The 26,639-nt window shown below is 61.2% G+C and carries 26 protein-coding genes; 4 read left to right on the forward strand and 22 right to left on the reverse strand.

What is annotated here, in order from left to right:
- Positions 1–2: 2 nt before the first annotated feature.
- Positions 3–2,210, forward strand: a complete 2,208-nt coding sequence (locus HV796_RS29585; RefSeq protein WP_175230682.1) for a xanthine dehydrogenase family protein molybdopterin-binding subunit — start codon at positions 3–5, stop codon at positions 2,208–2,210.
- Positions 2,211–2,428: 218 nt separating this feature from the next.
- Positions 2,429–3,634: a M14 family metallopeptidase gene (locus tag HV796_RS29590; protein ID WP_175230685.1), complete on the forward strand. Its 1,206-nt coding sequence runs from the start codon at positions 2,429–2,431 to the stop codon at positions 3,632–3,634.
- Positions 3,635–3,742: 108 nt separating this feature from the next.
- On the opposite strand, the gene HV796_RS29595 is transcribed toward HV796_RS29590, so the two are convergent.
- The 5 genes from HV796_RS29595 to HV796_RS29615 form a co-directional block, all read right to left on the reverse strand.
- Positions 3,743–4,564: a hypothetical protein gene (locus HV796_RS29595; RefSeq protein ID WP_175230687.1), complete on the reverse strand. Its 822-nt coding sequence runs from the start codon at positions 4,562–4,564 to the stop codon at positions 3,743–3,745.
- Positions 4,565–4,699: 135 nt separating this feature from the next.
- Positions 4,700–5,356, reverse strand: coding sequence for a DapH/DapD/GlmU-related protein (locus HV796_RS29600; protein WP_175230690.1), 657 nt, complete (start codon positions 5,354–5,356; stop codon positions 4,700–4,702).
- Positions 5,357–5,404: 48 nt separating this feature from the next.
- Positions 5,405–6,205: a phosphonate ABC transporter, permease protein PhnE gene (phnE, locus tag HV796_RS29605; RefSeq protein ID WP_175230693.1), complete on the reverse strand. Its 801-nt coding sequence runs from the start codon at positions 6,203–6,205 to the stop codon at positions 5,405–5,407.
- Complete coding sequence (phnC, locus tag HV796_RS29610) at positions 6,202–7,053, reverse strand: phosphonate ABC transporter ATP-binding protein (protein WP_246356109.1); 852 nt, start codon at positions 7,051–7,053, stop codon at positions 6,202–6,204. The genes phnE and phnC overlap by 4 nt, the downstream gene beginning before the upstream one ends.
- A 5-nt stretch (positions 7,054–7,058) precedes the next feature.
- On the reverse strand, positions 7,059–7,958 hold the full coding sequence (locus HV796_RS29615; protein ID WP_175230698.1) for a phosphate/phosphite/phosphonate ABC transporter substrate-binding protein: 900 nt from the start codon (positions 7,956–7,958) through the stop codon (positions 7,059–7,061).
- A gap of 663 nt (positions 7,959–8,621) precedes the next feature.
- Between HV796_RS29615 and HV796_RS29620 the strand changes: the two genes are divergently transcribed.
- Positions 8,622–9,833 carry a pyridoxal phosphate-dependent aminotransferase gene (locus tag HV796_RS29620; RefSeq protein ID WP_175230701.1) on the forward strand — a complete coding sequence of 404 codons (1,212 nt, stop codon included), beginning with the start codon at positions 8,622–8,624 and terminating at the stop codon, positions 9,831–9,833.
- Between the two features lie 107 nt (positions 9,834–9,940).
- Here HV796_RS29620 and HV796_RS29625 read toward each other — a convergent pair whose 3' ends face one another.
- The 14 genes from HV796_RS29625 to HV796_RS29690 all read right to left on the reverse strand — a co-directional run bounded on the left by HV796_RS29625 (position 9,941) and on the right by HV796_RS29690 (position 24,436).
- A complete protein-coding gene (locus tag HV796_RS29625; RefSeq protein WP_175230704.1) occupies positions 9,941–10,684 on the reverse strand; it encodes a hypothetical protein in 744 nt (247 codons plus the stop codon).
- 340 nt (positions 10,685–11,024) lie between these two features.
- On the reverse strand, positions 11,025–12,380 hold the full coding sequence (locus HV796_RS29630; RefSeq protein WP_246356110.1) for a DUF445 domain-containing protein: 1,356 nt from the start codon (positions 12,378–12,380) through the stop codon (positions 11,025–11,027).
- Positions 12,381–12,460: 80 nt separating this feature from the next.
- Positions 12,461–13,288 (reverse strand): poly(3-hydroxyalkanoate) depolymerase, encoded by an 828-nt coding sequence (gene phaZ, locus HV796_RS29635; protein WP_175230707.1) that lies wholly within the window; start codon positions 13,286–13,288, stop codon positions 12,461–12,463.
- A 76-nt stretch (positions 13,289–13,364) separates the two neighbouring features.
- On the reverse strand, positions 13,365–13,787 hold the full coding sequence (phaP, locus tag HV796_RS29640) for a TIGR01841 family phasin (protein ID WP_175230710.1): 423 nt from the start codon (positions 13,785–13,787) through the stop codon (positions 13,365–13,367).
- 61 nt (positions 13,788–13,848) lie between these two features.
- Entirely contained in the window at positions 13,849–15,483 is a 1,635-nt protein-coding gene (locus tag HV796_RS29645; RefSeq protein WP_175230758.1) for an alpha/beta fold hydrolase, read from the reverse strand.
- Between the two features lie 91 nt (positions 15,484–15,574).
- Entirely contained in the window at positions 15,575–16,075 is a 501-nt protein-coding gene (locus HV796_RS29650; RefSeq protein ID WP_175230713.1) for a MaoC family dehydratase, read from the reverse strand.
- A 9-nt stretch (positions 16,076–16,084) separates the two neighbouring features.
- Positions 16,085–16,462: a BON domain-containing protein gene (locus tag HV796_RS29655; RefSeq protein ID WP_175230715.1), complete on the reverse strand. Its 378-nt coding sequence runs from the start codon at positions 16,460–16,462 to the stop codon at positions 16,085–16,087.
- Between the two features lie 30 nt (positions 16,463–16,492).
- Positions 16,493–17,644, reverse strand: coding sequence for a porin (locus HV796_RS29660; RefSeq protein ID WP_175230718.1), 1,152 nt, complete (start codon positions 17,642–17,644; stop codon positions 16,493–16,495).
- A 97-nt stretch (positions 17,645–17,741) separates the two neighbouring features.
- Positions 17,742–19,373, reverse strand: a complete 1,632-nt coding sequence (locus tag HV796_RS29665; RefSeq protein WP_175230721.1) for a 3-(methylthio)propionyl-CoA ligase — start codon at positions 19,371–19,373, stop codon at positions 17,742–17,744.
- 19 nt (positions 19,374–19,392) lie between these two features.
- A complete protein-coding gene (locus tag HV796_RS29670; RefSeq protein WP_175230723.1) occupies positions 19,393–20,001 on the reverse strand; it encodes an RBBP9/YdeN family alpha/beta hydrolase in 609 nt (202 codons plus the stop codon).
- 10 nt (positions 20,002–20,011) lie between these two features.
- Positions 20,012–20,860 carry a TauD/TfdA dioxygenase family protein gene (locus tag HV796_RS29675; RefSeq protein WP_175230726.1) on the reverse strand — a complete coding sequence of 283 codons (849 nt, stop codon included), beginning with the start codon at positions 20,858–20,860 and terminating at the stop codon, positions 20,012–20,014.
- Between the two features lie 11 nt (positions 20,861–20,871).
- Complete coding sequence (locus HV796_RS29680; protein WP_175230730.1) at positions 20,872–21,852, reverse strand: quinone oxidoreductase family protein; 981 nt, start codon at positions 21,850–21,852, stop codon at positions 20,872–20,874.
- A gap of 85 nt (positions 21,853–21,937) precedes the next feature.
- Entirely contained in the window at positions 21,938–23,257 is a 1,320-nt protein-coding gene (locus tag HV796_RS29685; protein ID WP_175230733.1) for an MFS transporter, read from the reverse strand.
- A gap of 123 nt (positions 23,258–23,380) precedes the next feature.
- On the reverse strand, positions 23,381–24,436 hold the full coding sequence (locus HV796_RS29690; RefSeq protein ID WP_175230736.1) for a beta-keto acid cleavage family enzyme: 1,056 nt from the start codon (positions 24,434–24,436) through the stop codon (positions 23,381–23,383).
- Between the two features lie 209 nt (positions 24,437–24,645).
- Here HV796_RS29690 and HV796_RS29695 point away from each other — a divergent pair, with 209 nt between their 5' ends.
- A complete protein-coding gene (locus HV796_RS29695) occupies positions 24,646–25,647 on the forward strand; it encodes an AraC family transcriptional regulator (protein WP_175230739.1) in 1,002 nt (333 codons plus the stop codon).
- Positions 25,648–25,695: 48 nt separating this feature from the next.
- Here the strand turns inward: HV796_RS29695 and HV796_RS29700 are convergent, their stop codons facing one another.
- The 3 genes from HV796_RS29700 to HV796_RS29710 form a co-directional block, all read right to left on the reverse strand.
- Positions 25,696–26,106: a Rieske (2Fe-2S) protein gene (locus tag HV796_RS29700; RefSeq protein ID WP_175230743.1), complete on the reverse strand. Its 411-nt coding sequence runs from the start codon at positions 26,104–26,106 to the stop codon at positions 25,696–25,698.
- Between the two features lie 4 nt (positions 26,107–26,110).
- A complete protein-coding gene (locus HV796_RS29705) occupies positions 26,111–26,320 on the reverse strand; it encodes a hypothetical protein (RefSeq protein ID WP_175230746.1) in 210 nt (69 codons plus the stop codon).
- Positions 26,321–26,356: 36 nt separating this feature from the next.
- A partial coding sequence (locus HV796_RS29710) for an FAD-binding protein (protein WP_217478030.1) occupies positions 26,357–26,639 on the reverse strand: 283 nt, incomplete at its 5' end.

Consider the following 26,639-nt stretch of genomic DNA (forward strand, 5'->3'; position numbering starts at 1 on the left):
ATATGACAACCGACATCAATGTCGTTCGGCGTCCCGCACGCCGGACATTCCTGAAGAGCGCCGGCACCGTCGCCGCCGTCGCGCTGACGATCGGCTTCGAATGGGGCGGCCTGACACGGCGCGCCATTGGCGCGGAACCGTCCGGCACGGCATCGGCCGCGGGCACCTTCGCACCCAATGCCTTCCTGCGAGTCAGCCCCGACAACAGCGTGACCGTCATCGCCAAGCACGTCGAGATGGGCCAGGGCGCGTATAACGGCATCGCCACGATCGTCGCGGAAGAGCTCGACACGGACTGGTCGCAGGTTCGCGTCGAAAGCGCGCCCGCCGATGCGAAACGTTACGCGAACCTCGCGTTCGGCACGATACAAGGCACTGGCGGCAGTTCGGCGATGGCCAATTCGTGGATGCAGTTGCGCGACGCGGGCGCCAAGGCGCGCGCGATGCTTGTCACTGCGGCCGCACACCAATGGCAGGTGCCCGCTGCCACGTTGCGCACCGAGCGCGGCGTCGTCTATCACGATGCAAGCGGCAAGCAGGCCACGTACGGCTCGCTCGTATCCGCGGCTGCGGCGCTGCCGGTGCCCGACCAGGTCACACTCAAAGACCCGCGCAATTTCCGGCTGATCGGCCAGCCACTACCGCGTGTGGATGTGCCCGCGAAAACCGATGGCACTGCGCAATTCACGATCGACGTCACGTTCCCCGGCATGCTGGTGGCGGTCATCCAGCGTCCGCCGCGCTTTGGCGCAACCGTGCATTCGTTCGATCCGACAGCCGCGAAAGCGGTGCCGGGCGTCGTCGACGTCGTGCAGGTGCCGCGCGGCGTCGCGGTCGTCGGCAAGAGCTTCTGGGCGGCCAAGCAAGGTCGCGACGCGCTGAAAGTCGAATGGGACGACTCGCAGGCGGAAAAGCGCAGCTCCGCTGACATCATGGCCGAATACCGCCGCATGGCCGACAAGCCCGGTGCAAGCGCGCGCGCCGATGGCGACGCGAACAAGGCGATTCAAGGCGCGGCGCGCAAGATTTCCGCGAGCTATGAATTTCCGTACCTGGCGCATGCACCGATGGAACCGCTCGACGCGGTCGTCAAACTAACCGCCAACCAGTGCGAAATCTGGGCGGGCGACCAGTTCCAGACCATCGACCAGGCCAACGCCGCGAAAGCGGCGGGGCTGCAACCGCAACAGGTGAGCATCCATACGCTGTACGCAGGCGGCAGTTTCGGCCGGCGCGCGAATCCGGGTTCCGACTACATCGCGGAAGCGGTGTCGGTTGCGAAGGCGCTCGGCGCGACCGGCACGCCTGTCAAACTTCAATGGACACGCGAGGATGACATTCACGGTGGGCTCTACCGGCCGATGTATTTCCACAAGCTCGAAGCCGGGCTGACGCGCGACGGCCATCTGGTGGGTTGGCGGCATCAGATCGTCGGGCAGTCGATCGTGTCGGATACGCCGTTCGCGGGGATGGTCAAGAATGGCATCGATCCGACGTCGGTGGAAGGCGCCGCCAACATCGCGTACGCGATTCCGAACGTTTCCGTTGAGCTGACAACGACGCACACGGGCGTGCCGGTCCTCTGGTGGCGCGTGGTCGGCAGCTCTCACACCGCATTCGCAGTCGAAGCGTTTATCGACGAAGCCGCGCACGCGGCCGGCAAAGACCCGTATGCATTCCGGCGCGACCTGCTCGCGAACCAGCCGCGGATGCGCGCCGTTCTCGATCTGGCCGCGCAGCAGGCCGGCTGGAATGACAAGCCGCTGCCGAAGGGCAAGGGGCGCGGCATCGCAGTGGCCGAGGCGTTCAAAACGTTTGTCGCGCAGGTCGCCGAGGTCTCCATCGACAAGGATGGCAAGGTCACGGTTGACCGTGTGGTCTGCGCAGTGGACTGCGGCACACCGATCAACCCTGACGTGATTGCCGCGCAGATAGAAGGCGGCATCGGCTTCGGGCTCGGGGCGATGCTGTATGGAGCGATCACGCTGAAGGACGGCCAGGTCGAGCAGAACAATTTCGACGGCTACCAGGTGCTGCGGATGAATGCGATGCCTAAGGTCGAAGTGCATATTGTCCGTTCGACTGTGGCGCCTACCGGCATTGGCGAACCCGGTGTCGCGCCGGTCGGACCCGCCGTTGCCAACGCGATCTATGCGGCCACCGGTAAGCGTGTCTACGCATTGCCGCTTACGACGCAGGGCCTTGCCTGACGCGGACAGGCGGTTCAATCCGATCGTCAACCAGTTGGGGGCGGCTTGAAAAAGCCGCCCCTTTGATTTTAAAAACCGCTGCGGCGATGGCATAAACTGGAAATCCAGGTGTATGACCATTCTCGTCGGGAGCCCATAGCACCTGAGCAGATCGCACAGATCCGGATGAGCCGACACGCTCGACTCATCTCCACACCCAACGTAAGGACCCCCTCATCATGCAAAACGACTCGAAAGACGGTGTCGCTCGTCGCGACTTCATCAAGACGGCGGTTGCGATGGTCGGCGCGACCTCCGCGCTGATCGCACAAGGCGGGACCGCAAATGCGCAGGGCACCAATGCGCCAACCGCTGGCGCACCCACTGGCGGTCAAAAAGGAACGGTCTACACCGGCGACGTGATTCAGGGAAAGAAGGTCATTAGCGCGCTCGATGTCGACGACCTGGAACGCGGCAAGAAGCACCTGCTCTATTTCCAGGGCGTGCAAATGCCGACCGGGCAGCATTGGTATGTGACGGTGATCGTCGTCCGCGGGGCGAAGCCGGGCAAGCGCGTCGCGCTGATCAGCGGCGTACATGGCGACGAGATGAGTCCCGTGCATACGATACAAACCGTGATCAGCCAGCTCGATCCGGCGCAGATGTCGGGCACGGTGCTGGCGGTTCTCGACGTATCGCGCCCTGCGCTCGAAGCCATGGAACGCCGATGGCCCAATTCGGGACGAGGCATCGACCTGATCGACATCAACCGCGAATGGCCGGGCAATGAGAATGGCCCAAGCGCGCCGAGCCGGCATGCGGGACTGCTGTTCAACCGGCTGCTGCGGCCGAACGCCGACTATGCCATCGATTTTCACACCGGCACAACCGGTATGGACCTGACCTCGTTCAATCTGGCCAGAATGGAACTGCCCGAGCCGCGGGCGATGGCGGAACTCTATCCGATCGCACAGATCTTCGATAACCCCGCGTATCCCACACTGCTCGCGAATGCGTTTATCAATGTGGGGATTCCGGCGATCACGCCCGAGATCGGCGCTGCCCGGGTCTTCGATTTCGACATGATCCCGTTGTTCGTCGAGGGCACGATGAATGTACTCAAGCGCTATAGCGTGATTCCCGGGCCAATGGGACGCACCGGGCGAGATGTCGGCATCTACGTCGGCAATAGCGCCCACACGATCATGACGACGCATGGCGGATTCGTCGAACTGCTGGTCAAGCTGAACGACAAGGTCAAGGTGGGACAAAAAGTGGCGATCCAGCGCAATACCTTTGGCGAGGTAGTCGCCGAGTATACGGCCGAGGTTGCGGGCGAGGTGACAGGACGCCGGAACGATGCGACGGCGGAACCTCGCATTCCGCTCATGATGATTCTTTATCAGAGTCCGGCTAAGGAAAACCCGGAGGACTACTCTGAGTAACGTCGGTGACTGGGGAGCGAGCGTTTGCGGGCTGGCCGTCGTCGCGTTTCAGGCGGCTCATCCTGACGTGCCGGTGTAATTCCGCCTCGAGCAGCGGATAACGGATTGTCAGGCCTTCTCTCGCAACCCCAACGTTTGGGTGTCCGACGGAGGAAAAAAGCTTGGCATGGCGGCGCTGTTCGTTTCGAAGATGTTCATTTGCAGGACCCCATACATCGTTCTTCCCGACGAAGTCACAAAATGCGACGTTCCGTTCGCCGCTGCCCGAACGCTTCGCATAAAGTCCAGGAATCCGGCAGCACTGCTCGGGTCCTGCGCGAGGTTCAGCTTCTCGCCATCTGTTGCGCGGTACGTGCCATCCGTCATAAGGGATGACTGTGCGTCTGATCCCAGGCCTCTGAATAACGCCATAAAGCCGGTCAACCCGTCGGCCTGCTGATTGACTGCGTCGAGATCGGATTGTGCAAGCGGCGTACCGTCTGCCTCGGCCCATGTCGCATATCCCGACACCGCATCGTCATGAAACGACTGCACGGCGTGAACCAGCGACGCATTGCTGTTCAACTGCGCCTGTAGCCATGTCCTGTCGCCCGTGCTCATCGATGTTGACGTGACCCGAATGCTTCCGTTATCCGATTCAAAGTCAAAATGTGCGTTAGCGAGATCAGGGCGTTCCCGCATAAGCGACTGCATTGTCGGGACGAGTGCGTTAGCAATGTTCTGCGCATCAGCGCCCATTTTCAATGGCGCACCCAGTGCCTTCAGGTATTTGTCGATACGTGTAGGGTCATTTAAGTCTATGGCTGCAATGTCGACGTGCGAATCGGATGCCGTCGAAGCGGACCGCTTTTGCACTAACGCGGTAGATGCGAGCGTGGCGTCGGATGTGATCGACGTCGCCATGCTCGATGAATTGATGGATAGACTCATTTCGCCTCCGGTTTTCGCTTGCAACCGTATTACGGCGATTTCTTACAAAACTTTAAGCCCTCGGGGCTATAGCTGAAAGCGACGCACACCTTCTGCCCGCTTCCCCAGGCACAGATGCCTGATCAACAGGATGCGTCAAGCGCCGTATTTATCCGCGAATTCGACCGCGGTGAGTGTGCGAAAGTCAGCTAGCGCCCCGTCGATTTGCTCGTGCGTCCAGTCCCACCACGCGATCTGCTGCATTCGCTGCGCAGTGCGCTCGTCGACGCGAAAGCGCAGCACGCGCGCCGGCACGCCGACGACAATCGCGTACGGCGGCACATCTTTGGTCACCACCGCGCCCGAACCGACCGCCGCACCCGTGCCAATCCTGACGCCGGGCATCACGATCGAGTTATGCCCAAGCCAAACATCGTGACCGATCTCGACGTCATCTTCCGCTCGCCATTGAAAAATACTGGCATCGTCGTCAAGCGCAAACCCGTAGGATCGCGAACGATACGTGAAGTGATGACTGGTCGCTCGCCACGTCGGATGATTGGACGGATTGATACGCGCGCCGGTGGCAATATTGACGAACTTGCCGATGCGCGCATGAGCGATCTGATTGTCGCCCATCGCGTAACCGTAGTCGCCGATCACCGATTCCGCGACGAGGCTGCGCGGGCCGAGGTACGTGTAGCGACCGAACTCGCTCGCACGCACAAAGGACGTCGGATGGATCTGCGGGTTTTCGGACAGCGTATTGCCCAGCGTCCATGGATCGGCAGGGACGCCGTGATTGATCAACATAAGAAAGTTCGAGTCGACGTTAAACGCACAAGCCGCCGCGCATCGACATCACGTCACGCGGCTGCGCAGAAACGCGGACACGCGTTCGGCGCATGCAACCAGGACGAACGTAGCAATCAGCAGATACGACACCGTCTGGTACTGAAACAGATTCATCGCCGTCAACAACTGGAAGCCGATCCCGCCCGCGCCGACAAAACCCAGTACGAGCGACGAGCGCAGATTCTCATCGAACCGGAACAAGCCAATGCCGAGCAGCGACGGCAACACGCCGGGCACCACCGCATGCGTCAGCACCTGCAGACGGCTTGCGCCGGTCAAAGTCAGCGCTTCGACCGGGCCCATGTCCATGTCTTCGATCACTTCCGCGAAGAGGCGGCCCAACATCCCGACCGAATGGACGGACAACGCCAGCGCGCCTGGAAACGGTCCGAGTCCGACAGCGGTGACGAACAACAGCGCCCATACCAGATCGGGAACCGCGCGGGTGACGCCGATAATCGCACGCGACGCATGATACAAAGGCTTCGCCGGCGTAATATTCGCGGCCGCGAGAATGGCCAGCGGGAACGCGAGCATCACACCGAATACCGTGCCGAAAATGGCCAGATCGATGGTTTCGAGCACCGGCCGAAGGTTCGGGATGAACTGGTCGAAGGCCGGCGGCATCGCGCGCGAAATGATGTCGGCCATCCCGTGTGCGCCCGTCAACAGATCCTGCGGACGGGCCTGAACCACGATCCACGCCTGCACGAATAGCGCGAGGGCAACCACAACCACGCATAGTGTCCAGAATGTGCGCGCCGTAGGCGAACCCGTGGGCGCACGCATCTCCAGTGCCTTGTTCATGATGCGTCGCCCACGTAGAGGCGCGCAATCTGCGCACTGGGAACCTCCGAGGCGTGCCGGTCGAAGTCCAGTTCGCCCTTGCGCAGGCCGACCAGGCGATCGGCGTAACGCGCAGCGAGCTCCGGCTGGTGCAGCACGCATACGACGGCAAGGCCGTCTTCCGTGGCAAGGCGGCGCAGCAGCCGCATCACTTCATCGGCCGCTTCCGGATCGAGGCTTGCGACGGGTTCATCAGCGAGCAGCACGTGCGGACGCTGCACCAGGGCGCGCGCCACCGCAACGCGTTGCGCCTGTCCGCCGGACAAGGTGCTCGCGCGTTGTCCAGCCAGATGCAGCAGGCCGACTTCTTCAAGGCAGGCGCGCGACGTTTCGATTTCGTCGCGTGGCAGCCGCCCCAACGCGGTCGCCAGCGTCCGGTGCCGGCCGAGCGCGCCGCAGCAGACATTCGCGAGCACACTACGCCGCTTGACCAGATTCGCATTCTGCGAAATCAGCGCAAGCGGCAGTCGCGCTTGCCGCAACGCGTTGCCCGATAGCGCAGCCAGGTCACAACCCGCGACCTCGACCGACCCGGCGGTTGGCCGGTTCAATCCAACCACGCACTTCATGAGGGTCGACTTGCCGCTGCCATTGCTGCCCAGCACGACCACCATTTCGCCCGCTTTGACGGACAGGTTGAAATCGCGCAACGCCGTATGGCCATTGCCATAGCGCATCGTCAGGTTGCGCACGGCGAGCTTCACGCCGGAAGCCCGCGCGTCGCGCGACGCGGTGACACGTGCACCGGACCCATCGGACCCGAATGCGGCCGACGGGTCCAGCGAGATATTGCCAGTGGTACTCGACAAGGTGTTCAAAGCTTTGCCAGATCGATATGAAGCGTTGAGACAAGGTCGCGAATCTGGTTGTACGCGGAATCCGATTGCGGCACCGTGCGCAGTTCCGGATTCTGGTTCGCCGCGAGGAATTTCTGATCGGCTTCCGGCAACTGACGAAGATCAAGCGAACTCAGCACACTCGTCAGACGGGCCTTGAAATCCGCGGGCAAATCGCCGCGCACAGCGAGCGGGTCGATAGGAATCGGGTCCGATTTCCACAGCGTCACGTAAGCCGCGGAATCGTATTCGTTGTGCAGCTTCGCGCTCGCGATTTCCTCGCTGTTAAGCTCACCGGCCTCGACCTTATGGTTGCGCAGCGCTTCGAACGACGCCGTGTGACTGCCCGCATAAATGGCCTTGATGCCCTTATCGGGGTCGATGCCGTTCTTGCTCAGACCGTAAGCGGGAAACAGATGCCCGGAGGTGGAAGCCGCATCGGCGTACGCAAACGAATGACCACTCGTATCGGCCAGCGTCTTGATGCCCGAACCCGGCCACGTCACGATTGACGCGTAGTAGGTGGCCGGCTTGCCCTGCTCGCCCGCGAACGTCGCCACCGCTTCGGCATGCGCGACCTGGTGCGCAAGAACATAGCCAAGCGGGCCGAATTCGCCGAATTCCAGTTTGTTGTTACGCATCGCTTCGATCTCGGCGTTATAGCTGGTCGCGACATAAAGCTGCACCGTGCAGCCGAGCTTGTCGCCGATCAGCTTCGCGAGATCCGTATAGACCGGCAACATCCGCTGCGCCGATTCGTATGGCTCGACCCCGAAGCGCACCACGCCGTCGTTCGGGCAGGTACCGGCCGCATGTGCCACACCGGAGAAAAGCCCCGCTAGAACGGTCGCGGCAGCCAGAACCTTCAATACCTTCATATCTTCCTCACATTCACATTAATCGCGCCGATCGATACTCGCGGCGGTTTCTGGTCCTGCTCAACGCTGATGTGACACATCGATGAACTTATACGGACGTCTAGACGACTGTCATTGTCACAAACATCGCTTCTCCGTCGAGACACGGTGCTCGTTGACCGGTGAGTATTTTGAGCAGGGAGGAATGACAGCGCCATGACAACAGCCGAAAACATCGACGTCAATGCGGAGCGTCTGCGTGGTGAACGATTTTCGTCAATGTCGCGTAACTGAAATCGCCCTTATTTGAAGCCTGAATGTAAGTGAATTTTCGAAGTTCGCGACAACGTCCTGAAGCAGGCTTTTCGCCATGAGGCGCAAGAAAAAGTGCTGTTTCGTATGAGTGTTGCCGTAGCGTGCAAGTGTCTATTACGATACGTCATCCGAAGTAACGAGTGTGCCAGTCACGAAGAACGGCGCTGTAGAACACCTATACCGTAATCTGATGTCGCGATCAGTATATGTTATTCGACTCGCCATCACAGCGACTCTTAATATCGAACGCAGTCACGCTGTGCAGCGAAATTCTCGAATTCTCAACAACAAATGAGGATACAAACGATCGGGTTTCGCCAGCGTAAGTCAATCGATGGCCCGTATGCCACCCCGATGGTGAATGTCCGAATGAGCAATTCAGTTTCAAACGTATCGCCAATTCCTGAAGCCCGCGCCACAGTACAGTCGTTGCGTTCCTCGCAGATTCGCGAGGTGGCCAATGCCGGCATCGGCTTACCCAATGTTCTGCCATTCTGGTTCGGGGAATCCGATCGCGTGACACCTTCGTTCATCCGGGACGCGGCGATGGCGGCTTTGGCTGATGGCGCAACGTTCTACACACACAATCTTGGCATCGAGCCGCTGCGCGCAGCGCTTGCCCGTTACGTGAGCGGACTGCATGGCGCGACGGCGCTGGATCATGTCGCGGTAACCAGCGCAGGCGTGAACGCGCTGATGCTGGCCACTCAGTTGATCGTGGAGGCAGGTGACCGCGTCGTCGAAGTCACACCACTATGGCCCAATCTCGTCGAGATGCCGAGGATTTTAGGCGCGCATGTGGAGACGGTCCCACTACGGTATGGCCGGAACGGCTGGTCGCTCGATCTTGACGAATTGCTCGCCGCGTTGACGCCCGATACCCGGATGCTGATGGTCAACTCTCCGAACAATCCGACCGGTTGGGTGATGAGTCGCGACGACCAGCGAGCCGTGCTCGATCATTGCCGCAGACACGGCATCTGGATCATCGCCGATGAAGTGTATGAACGCCTCTACTACGGCGCGGAACTCGCGTTGAACGAGATCGGTTCGCGGGTTGCGCCGTCGTTTCTCGATCTGGCCGCACGCGACGAACGCGTGATCTGCGTGAACTCGTTTTCGAAGGCATGGCTGATGACGGGTTGGCGGCTCGGCTGGATGATTGCGCCATCCGCGCTGATGGACGATCTTTGCAAGCTCGTCGAATACAACACATCGTGCGCACCGTCCTTTGTACAGCGTGCGGGAATCGCCGCCGTTGAACAGGGCGAAACCCTCATTCGGACTTTAACGCGAGACCTGCACGCGTCACGCGACCATCTTTTGCACGCGCTGTCGCGGATGCCCGACGTTGACGTCAAGGCGCCCGCGGGTGCGATGTACCTCTTCTTCTCGCTGCCCGGTGCAACCGATAGCCTTGCGTTATGCAAGTCGCTTGTGCGCGACGCCGGTCTTGGTCTCGCGCCGGGCAGCGCATTCGGTCCAGAAGGTGAAGGCTTCGTACGTTGGTGCTACGCGTGCGACCGAACGCGCCTGAATACGGGACTCGACCGGTTGACGCGTTTCCTGAAGGCTGGCTAGGGAAGCGACTCGAAGAACGCCTATTTTTAAAAAAGGAATGCGTGTTCGCGGGCTCAGGTCGGAAACCGCCCCCGAGCCCGCACCGTTCACACCGTCCGCGCCGTCCGCTATTGCCAGACCTGGTAAATCATCGGCCCCGCGCTGTACGGGCGAGGATATGACCCGGCCCAGTATCCCCCCCGGTAAACCGGATAAGGGCTGGCGACCGCGATCACCGGCTGCACCATCGGCGGTGCCGCATATTCCATCTCCTGCGGATACACAGGAACGTACGGCATCGCACGCACGGGCGGCGGCGGCGGCGCATAGGCCTGTTGCACATAGACCGGCTGTTGATACGCTACCGGAGCGTTGCTGTAAGCCGGCGCTTGCGCATAAACGGGCTGTGCCTGATAGCGCGCCGGGGGTGGCGCGTATCCCGGTTGCGCAACGGCCTGGGCCCGGGCCTGTGCCGGCAAAGCGCGTTGCGTGACCGGCGGTTGCGGAACCGGCGTCTGCGACGCCTCATCGTCTTCGTCGTCGGGCATGCCCGGCGGCAGCGGCGGCACATCGTGCGCTTTGACCGGCGTCGCCGCCGGACGCTTCAACTGATCCCGCAACGACGCGTACGTCTCGGCGTCCTCCTTCGCCCGCGCGTTATAGCCGTTGTGATACGCATCGCTCAGGTCCTTCTGACGGGCCTGGTTTTCCTCATCGGCCGTCATGCGTTCTTCGCCGGGGTCGAGCGACACATCCGATCCGCCATGGTCATAAGCGGACTTTGGGCCGTCGGCCCATGCTGGAATGGATTGCAACGATGGCACCACGACCACCGAAGCAACCGCAATCCCTAACAACGATTTAATTCTCATGGTTTCACCTCGCAGCTAGAGAGATACAAAGGGAAATGCCAGAGCGATCGTCTGGTGGACCGCGTGCCGACACGCAACCTTGTGCGTCGCACCAGAAGGTATCGTCCTCGTGGCTGCGCAGCGCTCTCGGGTAGTCCGATCTCTTGAGCATTTCACGGTCTCTCTAGCGACGGTGCGATCCGGCCAATTCAATGACGCCGATCACAGGCCGTTTGCCAATCGCGCCTGGCGGAATTCGCGGTGCCACGCGGCACGACATATTCCGCCATTAGCGATGAGGCTATTCAATTCTCGTTTTGCGTCTTCTCTTTCTCGGATAAAGCCGCGGACGCGAAATCACTCACGGTCCGCGCAATTGAAACCACATCAGCAATCGCATCGTGTTCGATCGCGAAAAGAAACTCCGTGCGGGAATACTCACAGCGCGCGAACAAGACACACGACGATCGCGCATTGCAGGCGATGCGAAAGAAACGATGCCGACGCCGGCGGCAACGCGGCGCCTAAAGCATTGCGATCGCGTGCAGCAACACCCCGTCGCGCCGCCCACCAGCGCGCCGTTGATGCGAATGAATTGCAGATCGTGGCCGATCTCCGCTTCAATCCTGCGGCTGACCTCTTGCGCACTCCAACCTTTGACAACATCCGCAATGAGCGCCGATAGCGGGTGGCGGTAGCGCACTACCAGCGCGTGGGCCACCTCCAGCCACCATTCATTCAGCCTGTGCTGAAGCGCTGGCGCACGGGCCACGCCCTTGCCGATGGAAATCAGCGCACCTGCCGCCATGCTGCGGAGTAGGGATCGTTTGCCGTTGAGATCGGAAGCGACGCTGCCCCGCAGATACTCGAGCAACACGCTGTGATACCCGCGGCTCCTGAAATGCCGAAGGCAATCGCGCAGCAGCATCCGGCCATAGCGGCGATGGATTGGGGACGTGCGCAGCCGGACAATCAGCTCCTGCACCGCTTCGCCGAACTGGCGACGAAGTTCGTGATCGGGCCGTGCGATCACTTCATGAAGCAATGCAATGACTCCGTTGACAAATCTGCCAACAATGTATGTATCAAGCATGGCCGGCGTAAACTTCGACGCTGCACTGAATTTCGCGGCGATTAGGTCGACGTTGGAGGTCAACCACTTTTCGAACATGCGCAGACCGTGATCGAGCAAAGGCTGATGCTTTTCCAGTTCGGTGCAAAGCTGCAACACCGTGCCGCCGATGCGAGACACGTCGACGGTGCGCAGTGGCGGCACAACGGCGTGGTCGAAAAACCGCGCGACATCGGCTTCGTCGATTTCTCCAAGCCATACCGGCAACGATTCCGCGAGCACGCCCGCCACAGTTTCACTGTTTGCGCGATTGCTTAGCCACTCTGCCATTGCCTTTGCTGCGTTGTGCGTGCGCAGACTCGCGACGATCAGCTCCGGCCTGAGAAAGTTCACCTCGACGAACTCGCCGAAGCGCGCCGCAATGCGCTGCTGGTTGCGTGGAATGATCGCGGTATGCGGAACCGGCAGCCCGAGCGGATGGCGGAACAGCGCGACCGCGGCGTACCAGTCGGCTATCGCGCCTACCGTGCCAGCCTCGGCGAACGCGCGTATCCAGACAAGCCACGGATGCGCAGCCTGATAAACCGTGCAGACGCAAAGCAGCACGATCAAAGCGATGAGCAGACTGGTCGCGATTCGTCTCATGCGCTTCAGGCGCGTCTGTTCAACCCGGCCCGGCGCATCGGCTGACGCACGCCGCAGCCAAGTGTCGTCGCCGGGACCGTTCAACGGGATTCCCGGCGCAGAAATTCGCGCACCACAGGAGCGACTTCCGGCGCACGTGTAATCAGCAACAGGTGACCGTCATCGACCACATGAAGCGTTGCATTGCGGATGCAGGTCGCCAGAATCTTCGCGTTGGAAAGCGGCACGATCGGATCGTCGTCGCCGTGCAGCACGAGCGTCGTCTGGCGCAATGCGGCAAGCCAGGGAAGGCTCGTCCAGCCGGCGACCGCGAGCAATTGATACAGATACCCGCGTCCGCCTGGCGCCTGGATATGCCGGCTGTGCTCTTCCAGCAATGCAGGGTCCTGTCTGTACTTGCCACCGTAAATTTCCGCCCCGACCCGCTGAAGATAGGCCGAATCCGTGTAGCGGCGCGGTCCGACCAGTTTCGACAGCACCGAAAGCCTGCCCGGCAGCATGACGATTCCGGACGAGGTCGACGCGAGGACGAGCCTGCGGCAGCGCACCGGATGCATCAACGCGAATTGCTGTGCCAGTGCGCCGCCCCAGGAGACGCCAAGCACGTCGACCGGTCCGTTGTGGCCGAGCCGCGTCAGCAGCCTGTCGGTCAGGACCGATAGCGTCGAGAACCGATACGGCATCAGCGGTGCGGGCGACCCGCCGACGCCCGGAATATCGAAGACGATCACACTCACGTCTTCCAGCGCTTCGACAAACGGCTCGACTAGTTCGAGGTTGGCGCCGATCCCATTGAATATGACGAGCGGCGGAGAAGCGTCACTACGATACCGGGTGGCGACTCGCAGCATCTGGCCGTCCAGATCCACGGTGCCGATCTGCATGCTGCTGACAAACTCGGAATTCATTCGCAATACTTTATTCAATCGATCCGATGGCGGGACACGAGGTCCCGGGCGGCAGCATCACACTCATCGCGTAGCGTTACCTTCTGACCGAAAGCAGCGCCTTCCACTCCTCCACATTCTCAGTCACGCGTTTGCCCAATACCGCAAGACTGTCGAACTGCGTTTTGCACGCGATATCGACCAGCGAGCGCACGTCCGCGACCGTGCTGCGCAACGCCTGTTGCACCGACTCGGCCTGCCCGTCGGCCGCCTTGTGTTCCGAGGTCGTTTGCGGCGCAATCCGCGACTGCAGACCCGTTACCGCCGTGCGAACGATTTCGGCCTGTTTCTGGCCCAGCGATTGCATGCCGGCGATTTCGGTTGTGAGCGCGACCATCACGGCCTCGAGATCTTTGCGCCGCGATTCAAGAATAACGGCGGCGTCGATGCCTGGCAGCTTGAACTGGCCGATGAGGTTTGCAAAGACGCCATGCACGTTAAAGCTTTGGGTGGACTCCATAGTCAATCTCCAAAAGGACACGATTAAAAATACCCGCTAGCAACACGGGACAAACTCACGCTTACGCGTCGAGAACATAGGTTCCAGGCGCTTCGGCAAGTGGCGCGTGGCGCTTGTTGCCCGGCGTCTTGCGCGCGTTTTTCCGGTTACCCGAGCGACCGGCGAGCCAACCCCGCCAATGGCACCACCACGAATCGCTTTCGGCCTGCGCGCCCGAGAGCCACGCATCGGCACTCGCCGGCAGTTCCGGATTGACGAAGAATTTCGCCTTGGGATTGCCGGGTGGATTGATCAGGCTCTGGATATGACCGCTCGAACTCAGCACAAACTGCGTGTTGCCGCCGAACATACGCGCCGTGTTGTACACGCCCTTCCAAGGCGTAATGTGATCGGTTACGCCTGCGACGACATATTTTTCGCATGTCACGTCGGACAGATCGATGGGCGTGCCGAGCACCGTCAACGCACACGGCTTGCCAAACAGGCAGTCAGCGAAAATGTCGAGCAACTGACCATGAAATTTCGCCGGCAGCCGTGTCGTGTCGTTGTTCCAGTACAGGATGTCGAGCGCCGGCGGTGCGTTGCCCAGCAGATAATTGTTGACCCAGTAGTTCCATACCAGGTCGTTCGGTCTCATCCACGCGAATACCCGTCCCATATCCTCGCCGGCCAGCACGCCTTTTGCCGTGCTGTTCTGTTTAGCGGCGGCAATGGCGTCAGGCGTGGCAAACAGCCCGATCTGCGAATCCTCGTTGAGATCCAGCATCGCAACCATCAGCGTGACCGCATTGACCGTCTTCTCGCCGCGCGCAGCCAGGTGGCCAAGCAACGCCGAGATCGTCATTGCGCCCGAGCAGGCGCCGTGCAGGTTGACATCGTCGCTGCCGGTGATGTCGCGTACCGCCGCGATCGCCTCGTTGAGCGCCCCGACGTAAGTGTCCAGATCCCAGTGGCTTTGTGCCGCGGTGGGATTGCGCCAACTCACGACGAATACCTGGAATTCGCTCTTGACCAGATAGTCGACGACGCTCTTGCCCTCGGACATATCGAACACATAGAACTTGTTGATCTGCGGCGGCACGATCAGTTGCGGCCGGCTGTAGACCTGCGCGGTGGCCGGCGCATACTGGATCAGTTCGAGCACCTCGTTGCGAAACACGACTGCGCCGCGCGTCGTGGCCACGTTCTCGCCGACTTCGAACACCGATTTGTCGACCTGAGCCGGCATGCCCTGATTGTTTATCAGATCCGTGACGACGTTGGCCAGGCCGCCGACCACACTCGCACCGCCCGATTCGAACAGCTTCCTGAGCGCCGCCGGGTTCCCTGGCAACGTATTCGTCGGCGAAAGTGCATCCGTGAATAGCGACAGCATGAACTGCGCACGTTGCCTCGTCTTCGCATCGAGCGTGGACCGGTCGACAAACCCCGACAGCGCATTGCGCCACGCAAAATACCCTTGCGACAGGACGCGATACCAGACACTCTCCTGCCACGCGGGATCGGTAAACCTTCTGTCGCCTTTCTGCGGCGCATGCAACGTGTTGCCGCAAAGCACCGAGATCAGATCGCACGCGAGCGCGACTTCCTGCTCCACGACCAGTGCCGGATGGCTGACGGCATGCGCCGCAATCTGCCGTGCCGTGGCCAGCAGGTCACAGGGACGCAGCCCGACAAACGGATTCGGCCCCAGCATCCCTTCAGTTGCAGACATCGCGAGCGCGTCATGCTCATCGTCTCGCGCCGCATTTTCAGCGTTTTCAGTAACGACCGCCACCTGCTTCTCCTCACACTGCTCCGGCTTCCGGTTCGGCACACGCATGGCGCGCCACCAGCATCGCCAACGTTTCGGCAATCAGCGCCGGCCTGTCGGTGCCATCGATCTGCAGTTCATTCATCACTTTGACGATCACGCTACCGCCGCCCTTCCTCTCCACCGACATCAGCGTCACACGGTTTCTCACCCGTGCTCCAGCCTTCACCGGCGTCATGAAGCGCACCTTGTCGAGCCCATAGTTCAGACCTGCCGACACGCCGTCGGGAATCAGACCGATCTGCATCGCAAGCGGCGCGACTAGCGAAAGCGTCAGATAGCCATGTGCGACCGTGCCGCCAAAGGGACTCTCGCGCCTTGCGCGCTCGACATCCACATGAATCCACTGTGTATCGCCCGTGCACTGCGCGAATGCATCGATGCGTGACTGATCGATGACGACCCAGTCCGACACACCGAGCTGCCGGCCAATGAAATCGTCGATCGTGGCCAGGCTGTAGTTCCGCAAGCTCATCGATTCACCTCACTGACCGCCGAACGGCCTGGTGACGGTCAGCTTGTTGACGACCGACGTGACGCCCGGTACGTTGCGCGCGATATCGGCGACCTGGGTGACCTGTGCCCCGTCCTCCACCGTGCCAAACAGCGTCACCGCACCGTTCTTTGCGCGAATGCTGATATTTCCCGCGTCGATCGCCTTCACCTTGGCAATGGCCGCGTAGACCTTCTTGCGCAACGCGCGATCAGCCTGTTTCGTGGACTTCTGGTCAGACGCACCCGACGCTACGTCGACCGCTGCGCCGGACGCAGGCACCGTTTCGCTACTCTGCGACCACGCATGGATCGACCCCGCCATCATCAACGCACCCACCGCGTAGATGAGTTTGTTACTTGTCTTCATTCAGTTATCCTCTGTTAGTTAAGCGGTGGTTCAGAAACTGTGCCGCATTCCGATCATCGCGGCCGTCGTCGATCTGCCCGGCGCAACCGGCTGCCCATAGACAATCGTCTGGTTCATCGTGCCGTTGTTGTCCACATACCCGACCTGCGCATAAGCCAACGTACGCTTCGAGATGTTGTATTCGGCGCCTACCGCGACTTCGGTCGAGTGATTCGACGAGTTGTTCTTGTCTTTCAGGTAGTAGAAGCCGGATGTCACCTTGAAAGCCGGCGTGAACCGGTATCCGAGGCCCGCCGACCAGAGTTCGAAGTCGACATGATTGCTGTTCGCGGGGTTTTTGCCGTTGCTGTATGAACCCGACACCGAAAAATCGTGGAACGTGTACAACGCGCCGAGATAGTAAAAACGGTTGTTGTTCAGGCCCGTCGCGGGCGCAGCCGGTGCGGTCGGGTAGTTAGCGGGAAAGGGATTCGCGTCGTGCCCGTTGTAATACACTGCCGACAGGTTCAAACCATAGTTCGAATACTTCAGTACCGCCGACTCGCGTGTGCCGCCCTGGAACTTGCCTGCCACGCCGCCGGGCGCGTATTCGAGCGCGACGGATGCGCCGTAGAATTTCGGCGACTGGTAGACAAGCGCGTTGCTGTCGTACAGTGCCCCAATCGGTCCATTGGTGCTCGTCCCCGGCCACCCTGCCGCCTGGTTCATCCCGAGCCATGCGGTAAGAATACTGCCGAAGTATTGCGCGCCGCGCACGTCCGTGTCGTACATCGCGTAGATCATCGGAACGATTTGCCGGCCGGCGTCGAACGTGCCAAATGGACCCGACACGCCGATTGTCGTGTACTGGTTAAAGGCGGCGGCCACGCCCGGCGTATCGCTCAACTGGAACTTGCCGGTGCCGCTGTCGAACGAACCCTGCAACTTGACGTTGACGTGGTAGCCGCCGCCAATATCCTCGCTGCCCTTGAGGCCCCAGTTGCTCGCGTAGATCCCGCCGTCCTTGTATCGAAACACGTGCCCGAGGTCCGGCGCCGTTGGCGCAAACGAAGCGGCGGCCGTGCTTTGATACAGCATGCCGGAATCCATCGTGCCGTAGAGCGTCACGAATGACTGAGCTTGCGCGATACCTGAAAATCCTGCCAGTACCCCGGTCGCAATGTGGACTACTTTAATTTTCATATGGTTTCCTAACTTTATAGGTGATTACCGCATCAACAAACGCAACTGCTAAAGCTTTAGATGTTGAATTCCGCGGCCGCCCGCCGCGTCCGGACGGCTAACGAGCCGAAACGTAGTGATCCTGGTACAGCTCTCGCAGGCGGTTCTTCAATACCTTGCCGGTCGCACCGATCGGCACTTCGTCAATGAACACCACCGCGTCGGGCCGCCACCATTTCGCCACGCGCCCATCGAAGAAGGCGAGCAATTCGTCGCTGTCGAGCGACCGCCCTGGCTTCTTCACGATCAGCAGCAGCGGGCGCTCATCCCACTTCGGATGTTTCGCGGCGATGCATACCGCAGTCGCAACGTCGGGATGCAGGCACGCGACATTTTCGATGTCGATCGAACTGATCCACTCGCCGCCGGATTTGATGACGTCCTTGCTGCGATCGGTGATCTGCATAAAGCCGTCCGGATCGATCTTCGCGACGTCCCCGGTGGGGAACCAGCCATCCACGAGCGGTTGTGCGTCATCGCTGCGGAAGTAACCGCGCGTGACCCAAGGTCCACGCACCATCAGATCTCCTGCCGAGATACCATTCCACGGGAGTTCGCTACCATCCGCATCGACTATTTTCATGTCGATGCCGAACACAGCACGCCCCTGCGTGGCCTGAATCGAATAGCGCTGCTGGGGTGACAACGAGAGCTGGTGGGCCTTGAAACTGCAAACCGTCCCCACCGGGCTGAGTTCGGTCATCCCCCAGGCGTGCAGCACGTCAACCCGATAGCGCTCCTGGAACTCAGCCGTCATCGCCGTCGGACAAGGGGCGCCGCCCACCACCGTGCGACGCATCGAAGTGAAGGTCGTGCCGCGTTCGCCGACGTGCCGCAGCAACCCCTGCCAGACCGTCGGCACGCCGGCCGAAAGCGTGACCTGTTCCGCCTCGATCAACTCATAGAGCGACTTTCCGTCGAGAGCCGGGCCCGGGAAGACGAGCTTCGCACCCACCATGCATGCGATATAAGGCAAGCCCCATGCGTTCACATGAAACATCGGCACGACCGGCAGAATCACGTCGCGTGCCGAGCAGTTCAGCGCATCGGGCAACGCGGCCGCGTACGTATGCAGCACGGTCGAGCGATGGCTGTACAACACCCCCTTCGGGTGGCCCGTGGTGCCCGACGTGTAGCACAGCGACGACGCACAGTTTTCGTCCAGCGGCGGCCAGTCGAAAACCTGCGTGTGGCTGTCGATCAGGTCCTCGTAGCACAGCAGCATGATCGGCAGCGTATGCGTCGCGGGCATATGCGCGCGGTCGGTCATGGCCACGAAGACCTTCGGACTTTGCACACGTTGCGCGACGGCTTCGATCAGCGGCAGAAAGGTCAGGTCGAAGAACACGACCTGATCCTCCGCGTGATCGATGATGTACGCGAGCTGGTCGACATGCAGCCGCGGGTTGAGCGTATGCAGCACCGCACCGGAACCGGACACCGCGAAGTACAGCTCCATATGACGGTAGCCGTTCCACGCGAGCGTGCCCACGCGGTCGCCCGCCTTGATTCCGAGCCCGGCCAGCGCATTCGCCATGCGGCGCGCACGCTGCGCCAGCTCGACAAAGCGGTAACGGTGAATGTCGCCTTCGACCCGGCGCGACACAATCTCCTGCGAGCCGTGATGGCGCTCCGCGTGCGTCAGCAGCGAAGCAACCCGCAGCGGCTGCTGCATCATCAAACCTTCCATGGAACCCTTCCCGATGTTTCTATTGCGCACTGTGTGCGACGTTGATCGACGGCCTCGACGGTGACTGCCCGCACAGCGCGTCGATCAATGATTGCGCCTCTGGCCATTCGCCGTAACCTGCTGCGGGGTTCAGATGTCCGACCTCGCCAAGGTCGACCAGCCGGCTGCCCCAGTCCGCCGCCATCCGCGCAACACGATCGAACGCCGCAAGCGGATCGTTCCGGCTGGCGCAGACGATGCTCGGAAACGGCAGCGTTTCGCGCGGGTGCGGCAACCATCCGTTGTGTTCAAGCGCGTCGCAGGTCGGATAACCGGCGGGCATCGGCGCCTCGAAGTCGGGCGGCGTGGCAAGCAGCGCTCCGTGAATCGGCCGGTGGTGATGCCGCGCCCAGTGCGTGGTAATCATCACGCCGGCGCTGTGCGCAACCAGAACGACCGGCCCGTCGATGCGTGCAAGCGCATCGTCCAGCGCGGCCACACGTGCCGCGCAACTGAGCTTGTCGTGCTCGAGCGGCGGCACACGTGCCGACCCCGGCAGGCGTGCCTGCAGCAACGTCTGCCAGTGGTTGGCCACGTGATCGCGCAAGCCGGGCACGAAGAGCACGGTCGGTGTTGTGTCCGTTGTCATGCCGGCTCCATCAGAACGGCTTGTCGCCGATAATGCCCGCACGCTCCATCTTGCGGACGCACGGCGGGTAGTCCATCACCGCGTAGTGCTGCGTGCTGCGGTTATCCCAGATCGCGATACTGTTTCGGGTCCAGCGCCAACGCACCTGGTACTCAGGGACGTACGCCTGGCTCACGAGATAGTTCAACAGCAGGCTCGCGCCCGGGTTTGCGTCCTGCCCGAAGCGCACGCGCTCAGGCGTGTGGTAATTGGTGAAGTGCGTCGTAAACGCATTGACGAACAGCACCTTCTCACCGGTCTCCGGATGCGTACGCACAACAGGATGCTCGGCATCCGGAAAGCGCTCTTTCAACGCGAGACGCTTGTCGATCGGCATCGCGGCGCCGAAGCTCGCTTCGATACTGTGGCGCGCACGCAGATCCGCGATCTGACTCTTCACGTGTTCGGGCAGGTTCTCATAGGCGAGCACCATATTCGTCCACATCGTGTCGCCGCCTACCGGCGGGCACTCCACGCAGCGCAGCACGCAGCCGAACGGCGGCGCGGCGCGCCAGGTTGCATCGGTATGCCAGGCATTCTCATATCGATCGTTCGGCTGATCCGGCGACTTGTAGATACGCACCAGTCCCGGGTGTTCCGGATCGCTGCCCGCCACCGGATGATCTTCCAGCTCGCCGAAGCGCCGCGCGAAAGCCACGTGCTCGGCACGGGTGATTTCCTGATCGCGCAGGAACAGCACCCGGTGCTTGAGCAGCGCGGCTCGAATGTCGGCAAAGAGGCCGTCATCGTGCACCACGTCGGCGAGGTGTACGCCCGTGAGCTCGGCACCGATCGCACAAGTCAGTTGTTCAACACGCATGATTCCATTCCTCAGATAACGAAAACGGACGATCCTGTCGTCTTGCGCGATTCGAGGTCCCGATGCGCCTGCGCCGCGTCCTCGAGCGCGTAGCGCTGGTTGATGTCGATCCTGATGCGGCCCGCCGCAACGTGACTGAACAGTTCGCTGGCCAGTTCGGCCTTCTCGGCAGGATCGGCGATGTAATCGGCCAATGCCGGACGGGTCAGATAGAGCGAACCCTTCATCGCGAGCACTTGCGGATTGAACGGCGGAATTGGACCGGACGCCGTGCCGACGCAGACCATCAGGCCACGGCGCCTGAGCGAATTCAGCGACGCCTCGAAGGTATCCTTGCCAACGCTGTCGAACACAACGTCGACTCCCACCCCTTCTGTCAGCTCGAGGGCGCGCGTGGCCACGTCCGCGTGGCTGTAATTGATGACGTGATCGCAACCATGCTCACGTGCAACGGCCGCTTTCGCATCGCTCGAGACCGTGCCGATGACAGTCAGTCCCAGCAGCTTCGCCCATTGCGACACGATCAACCCGACGCCGCCCGCCGCGGCGTGCAGGAGGATCGACTGCCCCGGCTTGAAGTCGTAGATGCGCCGCATCAGGTACGAGGCGGTCAGCCCGCGCATGGTCATGGCCGCCGCCGTTTCACATGCGATATCGTCAGGGAGCCGGATAAGCGGCGCGGCGGGAACCAGACGTTCGGTGCTATAAGCGCCCAGCGTGTTGATAAAGCCCGTATACGTCACGCGGTCGCCCACGTCGACATGCGTGACACCGTCGCCCACGGCTTCGACGACCCCCGCACCCTCGACGCCCATACCAGCGGGCAGCGGCACCGGGTACAACCCCGAGCGAAAATACGTATCCGCGAAGTTCAGCCCGACCGCCTCGTGACGCAAACGCACCTGACCCGGTCCGGGCTTGCCCACTTCAACGTGTTCGTATCGCAGAACATCCGGACCACCGGTCTCATGAAAGCGCACTGCTTTCGCCATGATTCAATTCTCCAATTCAGTACAATTTCACGCATTCAGACTGCAAACCGCAGTTGCCATCACCGTGCTGGGTGAGCGCGCTGCATCAGGCCGAAGCCTGTTCGCGCAGCACCTTGACCCGTTCCAGATCGCCTTGATAGTGACGCTTGCCGACGGCGAAGACGACGAGTGCAATCAGGGCCGCAAACGGGACCACCTGCAACGCACCGAGAAGGCCTATCCTGTCCGCCAGCACCCCGGTCACAAACGCCGCCGGGGCGAGACCGAGCATGTTGTTGACCAGCGTCAGCGTGGCAAACGCAGAAGCGCAGATCGAAGGCGGCGTCAGGTTGGCGACCATCGCACCAGAAGGCCCTGTCGCGCCCGCGCTGAAGAACATGCCGCCGCCAATGAGCACAAGTTGCAAAGTCCCATGCGGCATCTGGAAGCCGACCATCAGCAGCGCGAATGCGATTGCGCAATAGACGATCGCGCAATTCCATTTCCGCCCGGACGCGTCCTTGCTGATGCGGTCGGTCAGATTCCCGCACACGACCATGCCGAGCCCTGTCACGAGCACCAGCACAGCCGCACCGGCCGCGGCGCTGCCGACCACCATCCCGTAGTAGCGGTTCAGAAAGCTCGGCATCCACGCCCACAGCGCGGCCGGTACAAACAGATGGATGCCGCTACCGACATACGCGCACGCAACCGATTTCGTGGAGAGCAGCCGTTTCAGCAGCGCACCCACACGCATACGCTCACGGACGCCAGTTTCCTGCCCGCCGGACGCGACGCTCAGCGGCATAAGCCGCTTTTCCGTGACCACGAGCACATAAATGACAACCAGCACCATGCCGAAGCAGGCCATTGCACCGAACGACCAGCGCCACCCCAGCTGTGTCGCGACGGCTCCGCCCAGCGCCATTCCCATCACCGAGCCCAGCGCGCCGCCCGCCATGAACGCGGCAACCAGCGTCGCGCGCAGCCGCGCAGGAAAAATGCTCAGGACAACTGCCACGCCGACACTGCCGTACGCAGCCTCACCAATTCCCACGAAAGCGCGAGCCAGCAACATCTGGCCGTAACTCGCCGAGACAGCGCAACCGAGCGTCGCGATGCTCCACATCGATGCCATCAGCGCGATGCTCTTCACGCGCCCCCAGCGGTCGGCGAGCACCGACAACGGAAGCGTCAGCACGCCCACCATCAGCGCGACGATGCTGCTGAGCGAACCAAGCCGCGCATCGGAAAGGCTCCATGTCGCCTTCAGCATCGGGAACACGGCATTGAGCACCTGCCGCGACATATAGTCCGACAGCAGCAGACCGACCGTCAGCGTGAACACCACCCACGCGTAAACGGGCACCTCCGATCTGGCATTTGATACGTTGCCCGTGGCGGGCTCGGCATGCTGCAACAACATTGGGGTATCTCCTGGGCGACTGGCGCCAAGGCCGCTTTGATGTCCCACTGGACAGCGCGGCTGTTGTATTTATGTTTCGCTTCGTTCCCCGGCCGGAGCCGGGGTGTTTCCCGCTATGCCGGGTTATGCCGCGCGCAGCGGCAGATTTTTCACGCCCACATTGCGATTCGGCGCCATCCCGTTGGCCGCCAGCGTCTCATCGATGCTGTCGTACCAGCTGCCGATCCTGTAGATCTCGCGCGCTTCCTTACCGCTTGCGATCTCGCGGCCGAGCTCATGCGCGACCCGCACGCACTGTTCGATCTGCTGCACCGACGTCATGCGCTTGCCATGCTGGTCGATAATCGTGTCCTCGATGCCGCAGCGCGGATGCAGGCCCATCGCCATGGCCATCGTGTTGAACGGCAGCACGTTTTTCAGCAGCGATTCGGCGGTCAGCGTGCAGCCATCCGGCGCCCGGTGAATGAAGTTGAAGAAATTGAACGGGTTCGGGCCGTCAAAACCGCCACCGATGCCGATCCACGTGAGGTTCAGCGGACCGCGGTAAACACCACGGCGCACCAGACGATCGAGCGTCTCCAGCGCGTGAATACCGGTGAGCTGGAAGTGCGGCTGAATACCCGAGTTCTGCAAGCGCTTCAGGTGTTCTTCGACCCATGCCGGCCCCGCAGGCACGGTCATTTCGCTATACGCGGCCTGAAACGCCGGATGAGCGAGCGACGTGCCCTCCAGATAGGCCGGATAGAGCAGCTCCATGATGTTCATCTGCGTGGTGTTGATCGCGACCGTCACCTGATCGGGTGCCGGATCGAGATCGGCCAGCATATGACGCGTATCGTCGGACAGCCACTTGGCCGCCTGCCCGTCGTCCTCCGGGGCGAACGAAATGGACCCGCCGACCTGAATAATCATGTCCGGAACAGCGCTGCGGACACCCGCGATCAGTTCGTTGAACTTCGAAAGACGTTTCGATCCCTTGCCGTCGAGTTCGCGCACGTGAAGATGCAGCACGGTCGCGCCTGCTTCGTAGCAGTCGACGGCCTTTTGAATCTGCTGATCCATCGTCACCGGAATGTCTTCCGGAAAATCGGCTGGCATCCATTCCGGTCCATACGGAGCGACCGTAATGACGACCTTGTCCTGATTCTCAGGGTGCAGCGAATCGTCGAGAAACTGCATGTTTTTCTCCAGAAGTTTGTGAAGATGCTCTAAGCCGGCGGCATCGAAATGCACTCGAACCGGACACAGAAGCGTTAACGTCACGATAGGCCAGGCCAACAAATCACTTTTCTGATTGGGCGACATTGTTTTATGATTTGATGCCACTCGTCGTTAACACCTAACCAATCTCAGGCGACAGCCGCTCACGTGCGGACGGGAGACTACCGATGGAAGCGATGGTGAGGTCGTCGTCGATCCGCGGGTATTTCGACGTGGCGAGGCGCTATGAGTTGAATCCGTTTGCGCTTGTTCAGGAAGCGGGCCTCGACGCCACATCGCTCACGAATCCCGACACGCTGGTCCCGGTCTCGCCGATTTGCCGGTTGCTCGAACTGACAGCGGAAAAGGCGCAATGCCGTACGCTAGGTTTGCGCATCGCGCAGACGCGCCAGCAGTTCGGCACCGGCGTAATGAATATCCTGCTCGCACATAAGCGCACGCTGCGCGAGGTGTTGCTCGCGGCCGCGCAATATCGCCATCTGCTTAATGAAGCGCTGGCGATCTACGTCGAAACTGCTGGGGATACCGTCACGATCCGCGAGGAACTGCTCGTGCAGCCGGGCACGACGGCCGTTCAGGCGATCGAACTTGCCGTCGGCGCGCTCGCGCAGCATTCGAGCGCGCTACTAGGCGAGCACTGGAAGCCGCACAGTGTGCATTTCACGCACGTAGCGCCGGCGGACCTGACTTTTCATCGGCATTTCTTCGGTTGCGCAGTCCAGTTCGGCAGCGACTTCAATGGCTTCGTTTGCACCGCCGCCGATCTCGACTACCCGAATCCCAACGCGGACCCCGAACTGGTGCGCTATGCGGAAAGCCTCGCGAACCCGCTGAATGTGGCGGTTGCCGATTCGACGGCGCTCGAAGTGCGTAAGGCGATCTACCTGTTGTTGCCGGTCGATCAGGTCAGCATCGAACTCGTCGCGAAGCAGTTGAATCTGACCGTGCGCACGTTGCAACGCCAGCTTGATTCATCCGAAACAAGCTTTTCCGAACTGATCGAAGAGGTGCGGCGTGACCTGGCTGTGCGTTATCTGCTCAATCCGCGCTATCCGATTGGACGCGTCGCGACGCTGTTGGGGTATGGACATCAAGGGTCGTTCACCGCCTGGTTTCAAGCGCGCTTCGGCATGACACCGCGTGATTGGCGAGCTCGCCATCGAAAATAGTTACGGGTGTGTTCAGACCACTCACGCATCCAACACGAGCGCGCGCAGTTACTTCTTTGTCGAACAGTGCGGGGGTGTCGTATGGGGACAGCCGATTGCATCGCATGGACTCGATGTGTCGGCGTCGAGCACGATCTCGAGCGTGCCGTCGACGACACGCACGGGAAATGTCTTTAGTCCGAGCCCATTTTTTCCCGGCGTGCGGCCCGTCCGAAGATCGAAGCGCAGGCCATGCGCCGGGCAACGCAGATAGGTACCGTCGAGTTGGCCGTTGGCAAGAGATGCGCCGTTGTGCGGGCAATCATTGTCGATCGCGCGGATCATCCCGTCGACGTTGAAAAGTACGATGCTGCGTCCGTCGGCGAATACGAGCTTGCGCTGCCCCGGCGCAAGCTCATCGGTTGTGCCGGCAGCGATGCGGCGCGGACTGTCGTGCTGCCCGGATAAAGAGGATGTCATTGCATCACGCGGCCAATATCGGACCATCCGTATTCGCGTCATCGATTTCGACCGGCGTCGGGCAATACTGGTCCATCCAGTCGAAGTGGCCTGTCGACCACGGCCAATTCCGTTCCTGCACCGGGCGGCCACGACCAGTTGTTCTTTCCGATGATGCGTTATCCGAATCGGACTCGTTAGACATTGCTGCGCACTTGAGTTTGAGAGTGTCCATGTTGCATTCCGTATCTGGCGAAGATAATTCAGTGATTCAGATCAGCGCGCCGAGCTCTTTCACGAGTTCCGGCACGGCCGCAAACAGATCGGCTTCAAGCGCGTAATCCGCCACGCTAAAAATCGGCGCCTCCGGGTCCTTGTTGATCGCGACGATCACCTTCGAGTCTTTCATCCCCGCCAGGTGCTGGATCGCACCGGAGATGCCCACCGCCACATACAGTTGCGGCGCGACGATCTTGCCGGTCTGTCCGACCTGATAGTCATTCGGCACATAACCCGCATCGACCGCCGCGCGCGATGCGCCCATGGCCGCACCG

The organism is Paraburkholderia humisilvae (genome assembly GCF_902859855.1).
GTDB classification, from domain to species: Bacteria; Pseudomonadota; Gammaproteobacteria; order Burkholderiales; family Burkholderiaceae; genus Paraburkholderia; species Paraburkholderia humisilvae.

What these genes read in the sequence shown, in the direction of transcription:
- HV796_RS29585 (WP_175230682.1), top strand. Translation starts at nt 3, where the DNA reads ATGACAACCGACATCAATGTCGTTCGGCGTCCCGCACGCCGGACATTC.
- HV796_RS29590 (WP_175230685.1), top strand. Translation starts at nt 2,429, where the DNA reads ATGCAAAACGACTCGAAAGACGGTGTCGCTCGTCGCGACTTCATCAAG.
- HV796_RS29595 (WP_175230687.1), bottom strand. Translation starts at nt 4,564, where the DNA reads ATGAGTCTATCCATCAATTCATCGAGCATGGCGACGTCGATCACATCC.
- HV796_RS29600 (WP_175230690.1), bottom strand. Translation starts at nt 5,356, where the DNA reads ATGTTGATCAATCACGGCGTCCCTGCCGATCCATGGACGCTGGGCAAT.
- phnE (WP_175230693.1), bottom strand. Translation starts at nt 6,205, where the DNA reads ATGAACAAGGCACTGGAGATGCGTGCGCCCACGGGTTCGCCTACGGCG.
- HV796_RS29615 (WP_175230698.1), bottom strand. Translation starts at nt 7,958, where the DNA reads ATGAAGGTATTGAAGGTTCTGGCTGCCGCGACCGTTCTAGCGGGGCTT.
- HV796_RS29620 (WP_175230701.1), top strand. Translation starts at nt 8,622, where the DNA reads ATGAGCAATTCAGTTTCAAACGTATCGCCAATTCCTGAAGCCCGCGCC.
- HV796_RS29625 (WP_175230704.1), bottom strand. Translation starts at nt 10,684, where the DNA reads ATGAGAATTAAATCGTTGTTAGGGATTGCGGTTGCTTCGGTGGTCGTG.
- HV796_RS29630 (WP_246356110.1), bottom strand. Translation starts at nt 12,380, where the DNA reads ATGAGACGAATCGCGACCAGTCTGCTCATCGCTTTGATCGTGCTGCTT.
- phaZ (WP_175230707.1), bottom strand. Translation starts at nt 13,288, where the DNA reads ATGAATTCCGAGTTTGTCAGCAGCATGCAGATCGGCACCGTGGATCTG.
- phaP (WP_175230710.1), bottom strand. Translation starts at nt 13,787, where the DNA reads ATGGAGTCCACCCAAAGCTTTAACGTGCATGGCGTCTTTGCAAACCTC.
- HV796_RS29645 (WP_175230758.1), bottom strand. Translation starts at nt 15,483, where the DNA reads ATGCTGGGGCCGAATCCGTTTGTCGGGCTGCGTCCCTGTGACCTGCTG.
- HV796_RS29650 (WP_175230713.1), bottom strand. Translation starts at nt 16,075, where the DNA reads ATGAGCTTGCGGAACTACAGCCTGGCCACGATCGACGATTTCATTGGC.
- HV796_RS29655 (WP_175230715.1), bottom strand. Translation starts at nt 16,462, where the DNA reads ATGAAGACAAGTAACAAACTCATCTACGCGGTGGGTGCGTTGATGATG.
- HV796_RS29660 (WP_175230718.1), bottom strand. Translation starts at nt 17,644, where the DNA reads ATGAAAATTAAAGTAGTCCACATTGCGACCGGGGTACTGGCAGGATTT.
- HV796_RS29665 (WP_175230721.1), bottom strand. Translation starts at nt 19,373, where the DNA reads ATGGAAGGTTTGATGATGCAGCAGCCGCTGCGGGTTGCTTCGCTGCTG.
- HV796_RS29670 (WP_175230723.1), bottom strand. Translation starts at nt 20,001, where the DNA reads ATGACAACGGACACAACACCGACCGTGCTCTTCGTGCCCGGCTTGCGC.
- HV796_RS29675 (WP_175230726.1), bottom strand. Translation starts at nt 20,860, where the DNA reads ATGCGTGTTGAACAACTGACTTGTGCGATCGGTGCCGAGCTCACGGGC.
- HV796_RS29680 (WP_175230730.1), bottom strand. Translation starts at nt 21,852, where the DNA reads ATGGCGAAAGCAGTGCGCTTTCATGAGACCGGTGGTCCGGATGTTCTG.
- HV796_RS29685 (WP_175230733.1), bottom strand. Translation starts at nt 23,257, where the DNA reads ATGTTGTTGCAGCATGCCGAGCCCGCCACGGGCAACGTATCAAATGCC.
- HV796_RS29690 (WP_175230736.1), bottom strand. Translation starts at nt 24,436, where the DNA reads ATGCAGTTTCTCGACGATTCGCTGCACCCTGAGAATCAGGACAAGGTC.
- HV796_RS29695 (WP_175230739.1), top strand. Translation starts at nt 24,646, where the DNA reads ATGGAAGCGATGGTGAGGTCGTCGTCGATCCGCGGGTATTTCGACGTG.
- HV796_RS29700 (WP_175230743.1), bottom strand. Translation starts at nt 26,106, where the DNA reads ATGACATCCTCTTTATCCGGGCAGCACGACAGTCCGCGCCGCATCGCT.
- HV796_RS29705 (WP_175230746.1), bottom strand. Translation starts at nt 26,320, where the DNA reads ATGGACACTCTCAAACTCAAGTGCGCAGCAATGTCTAACGAGTCCGAT.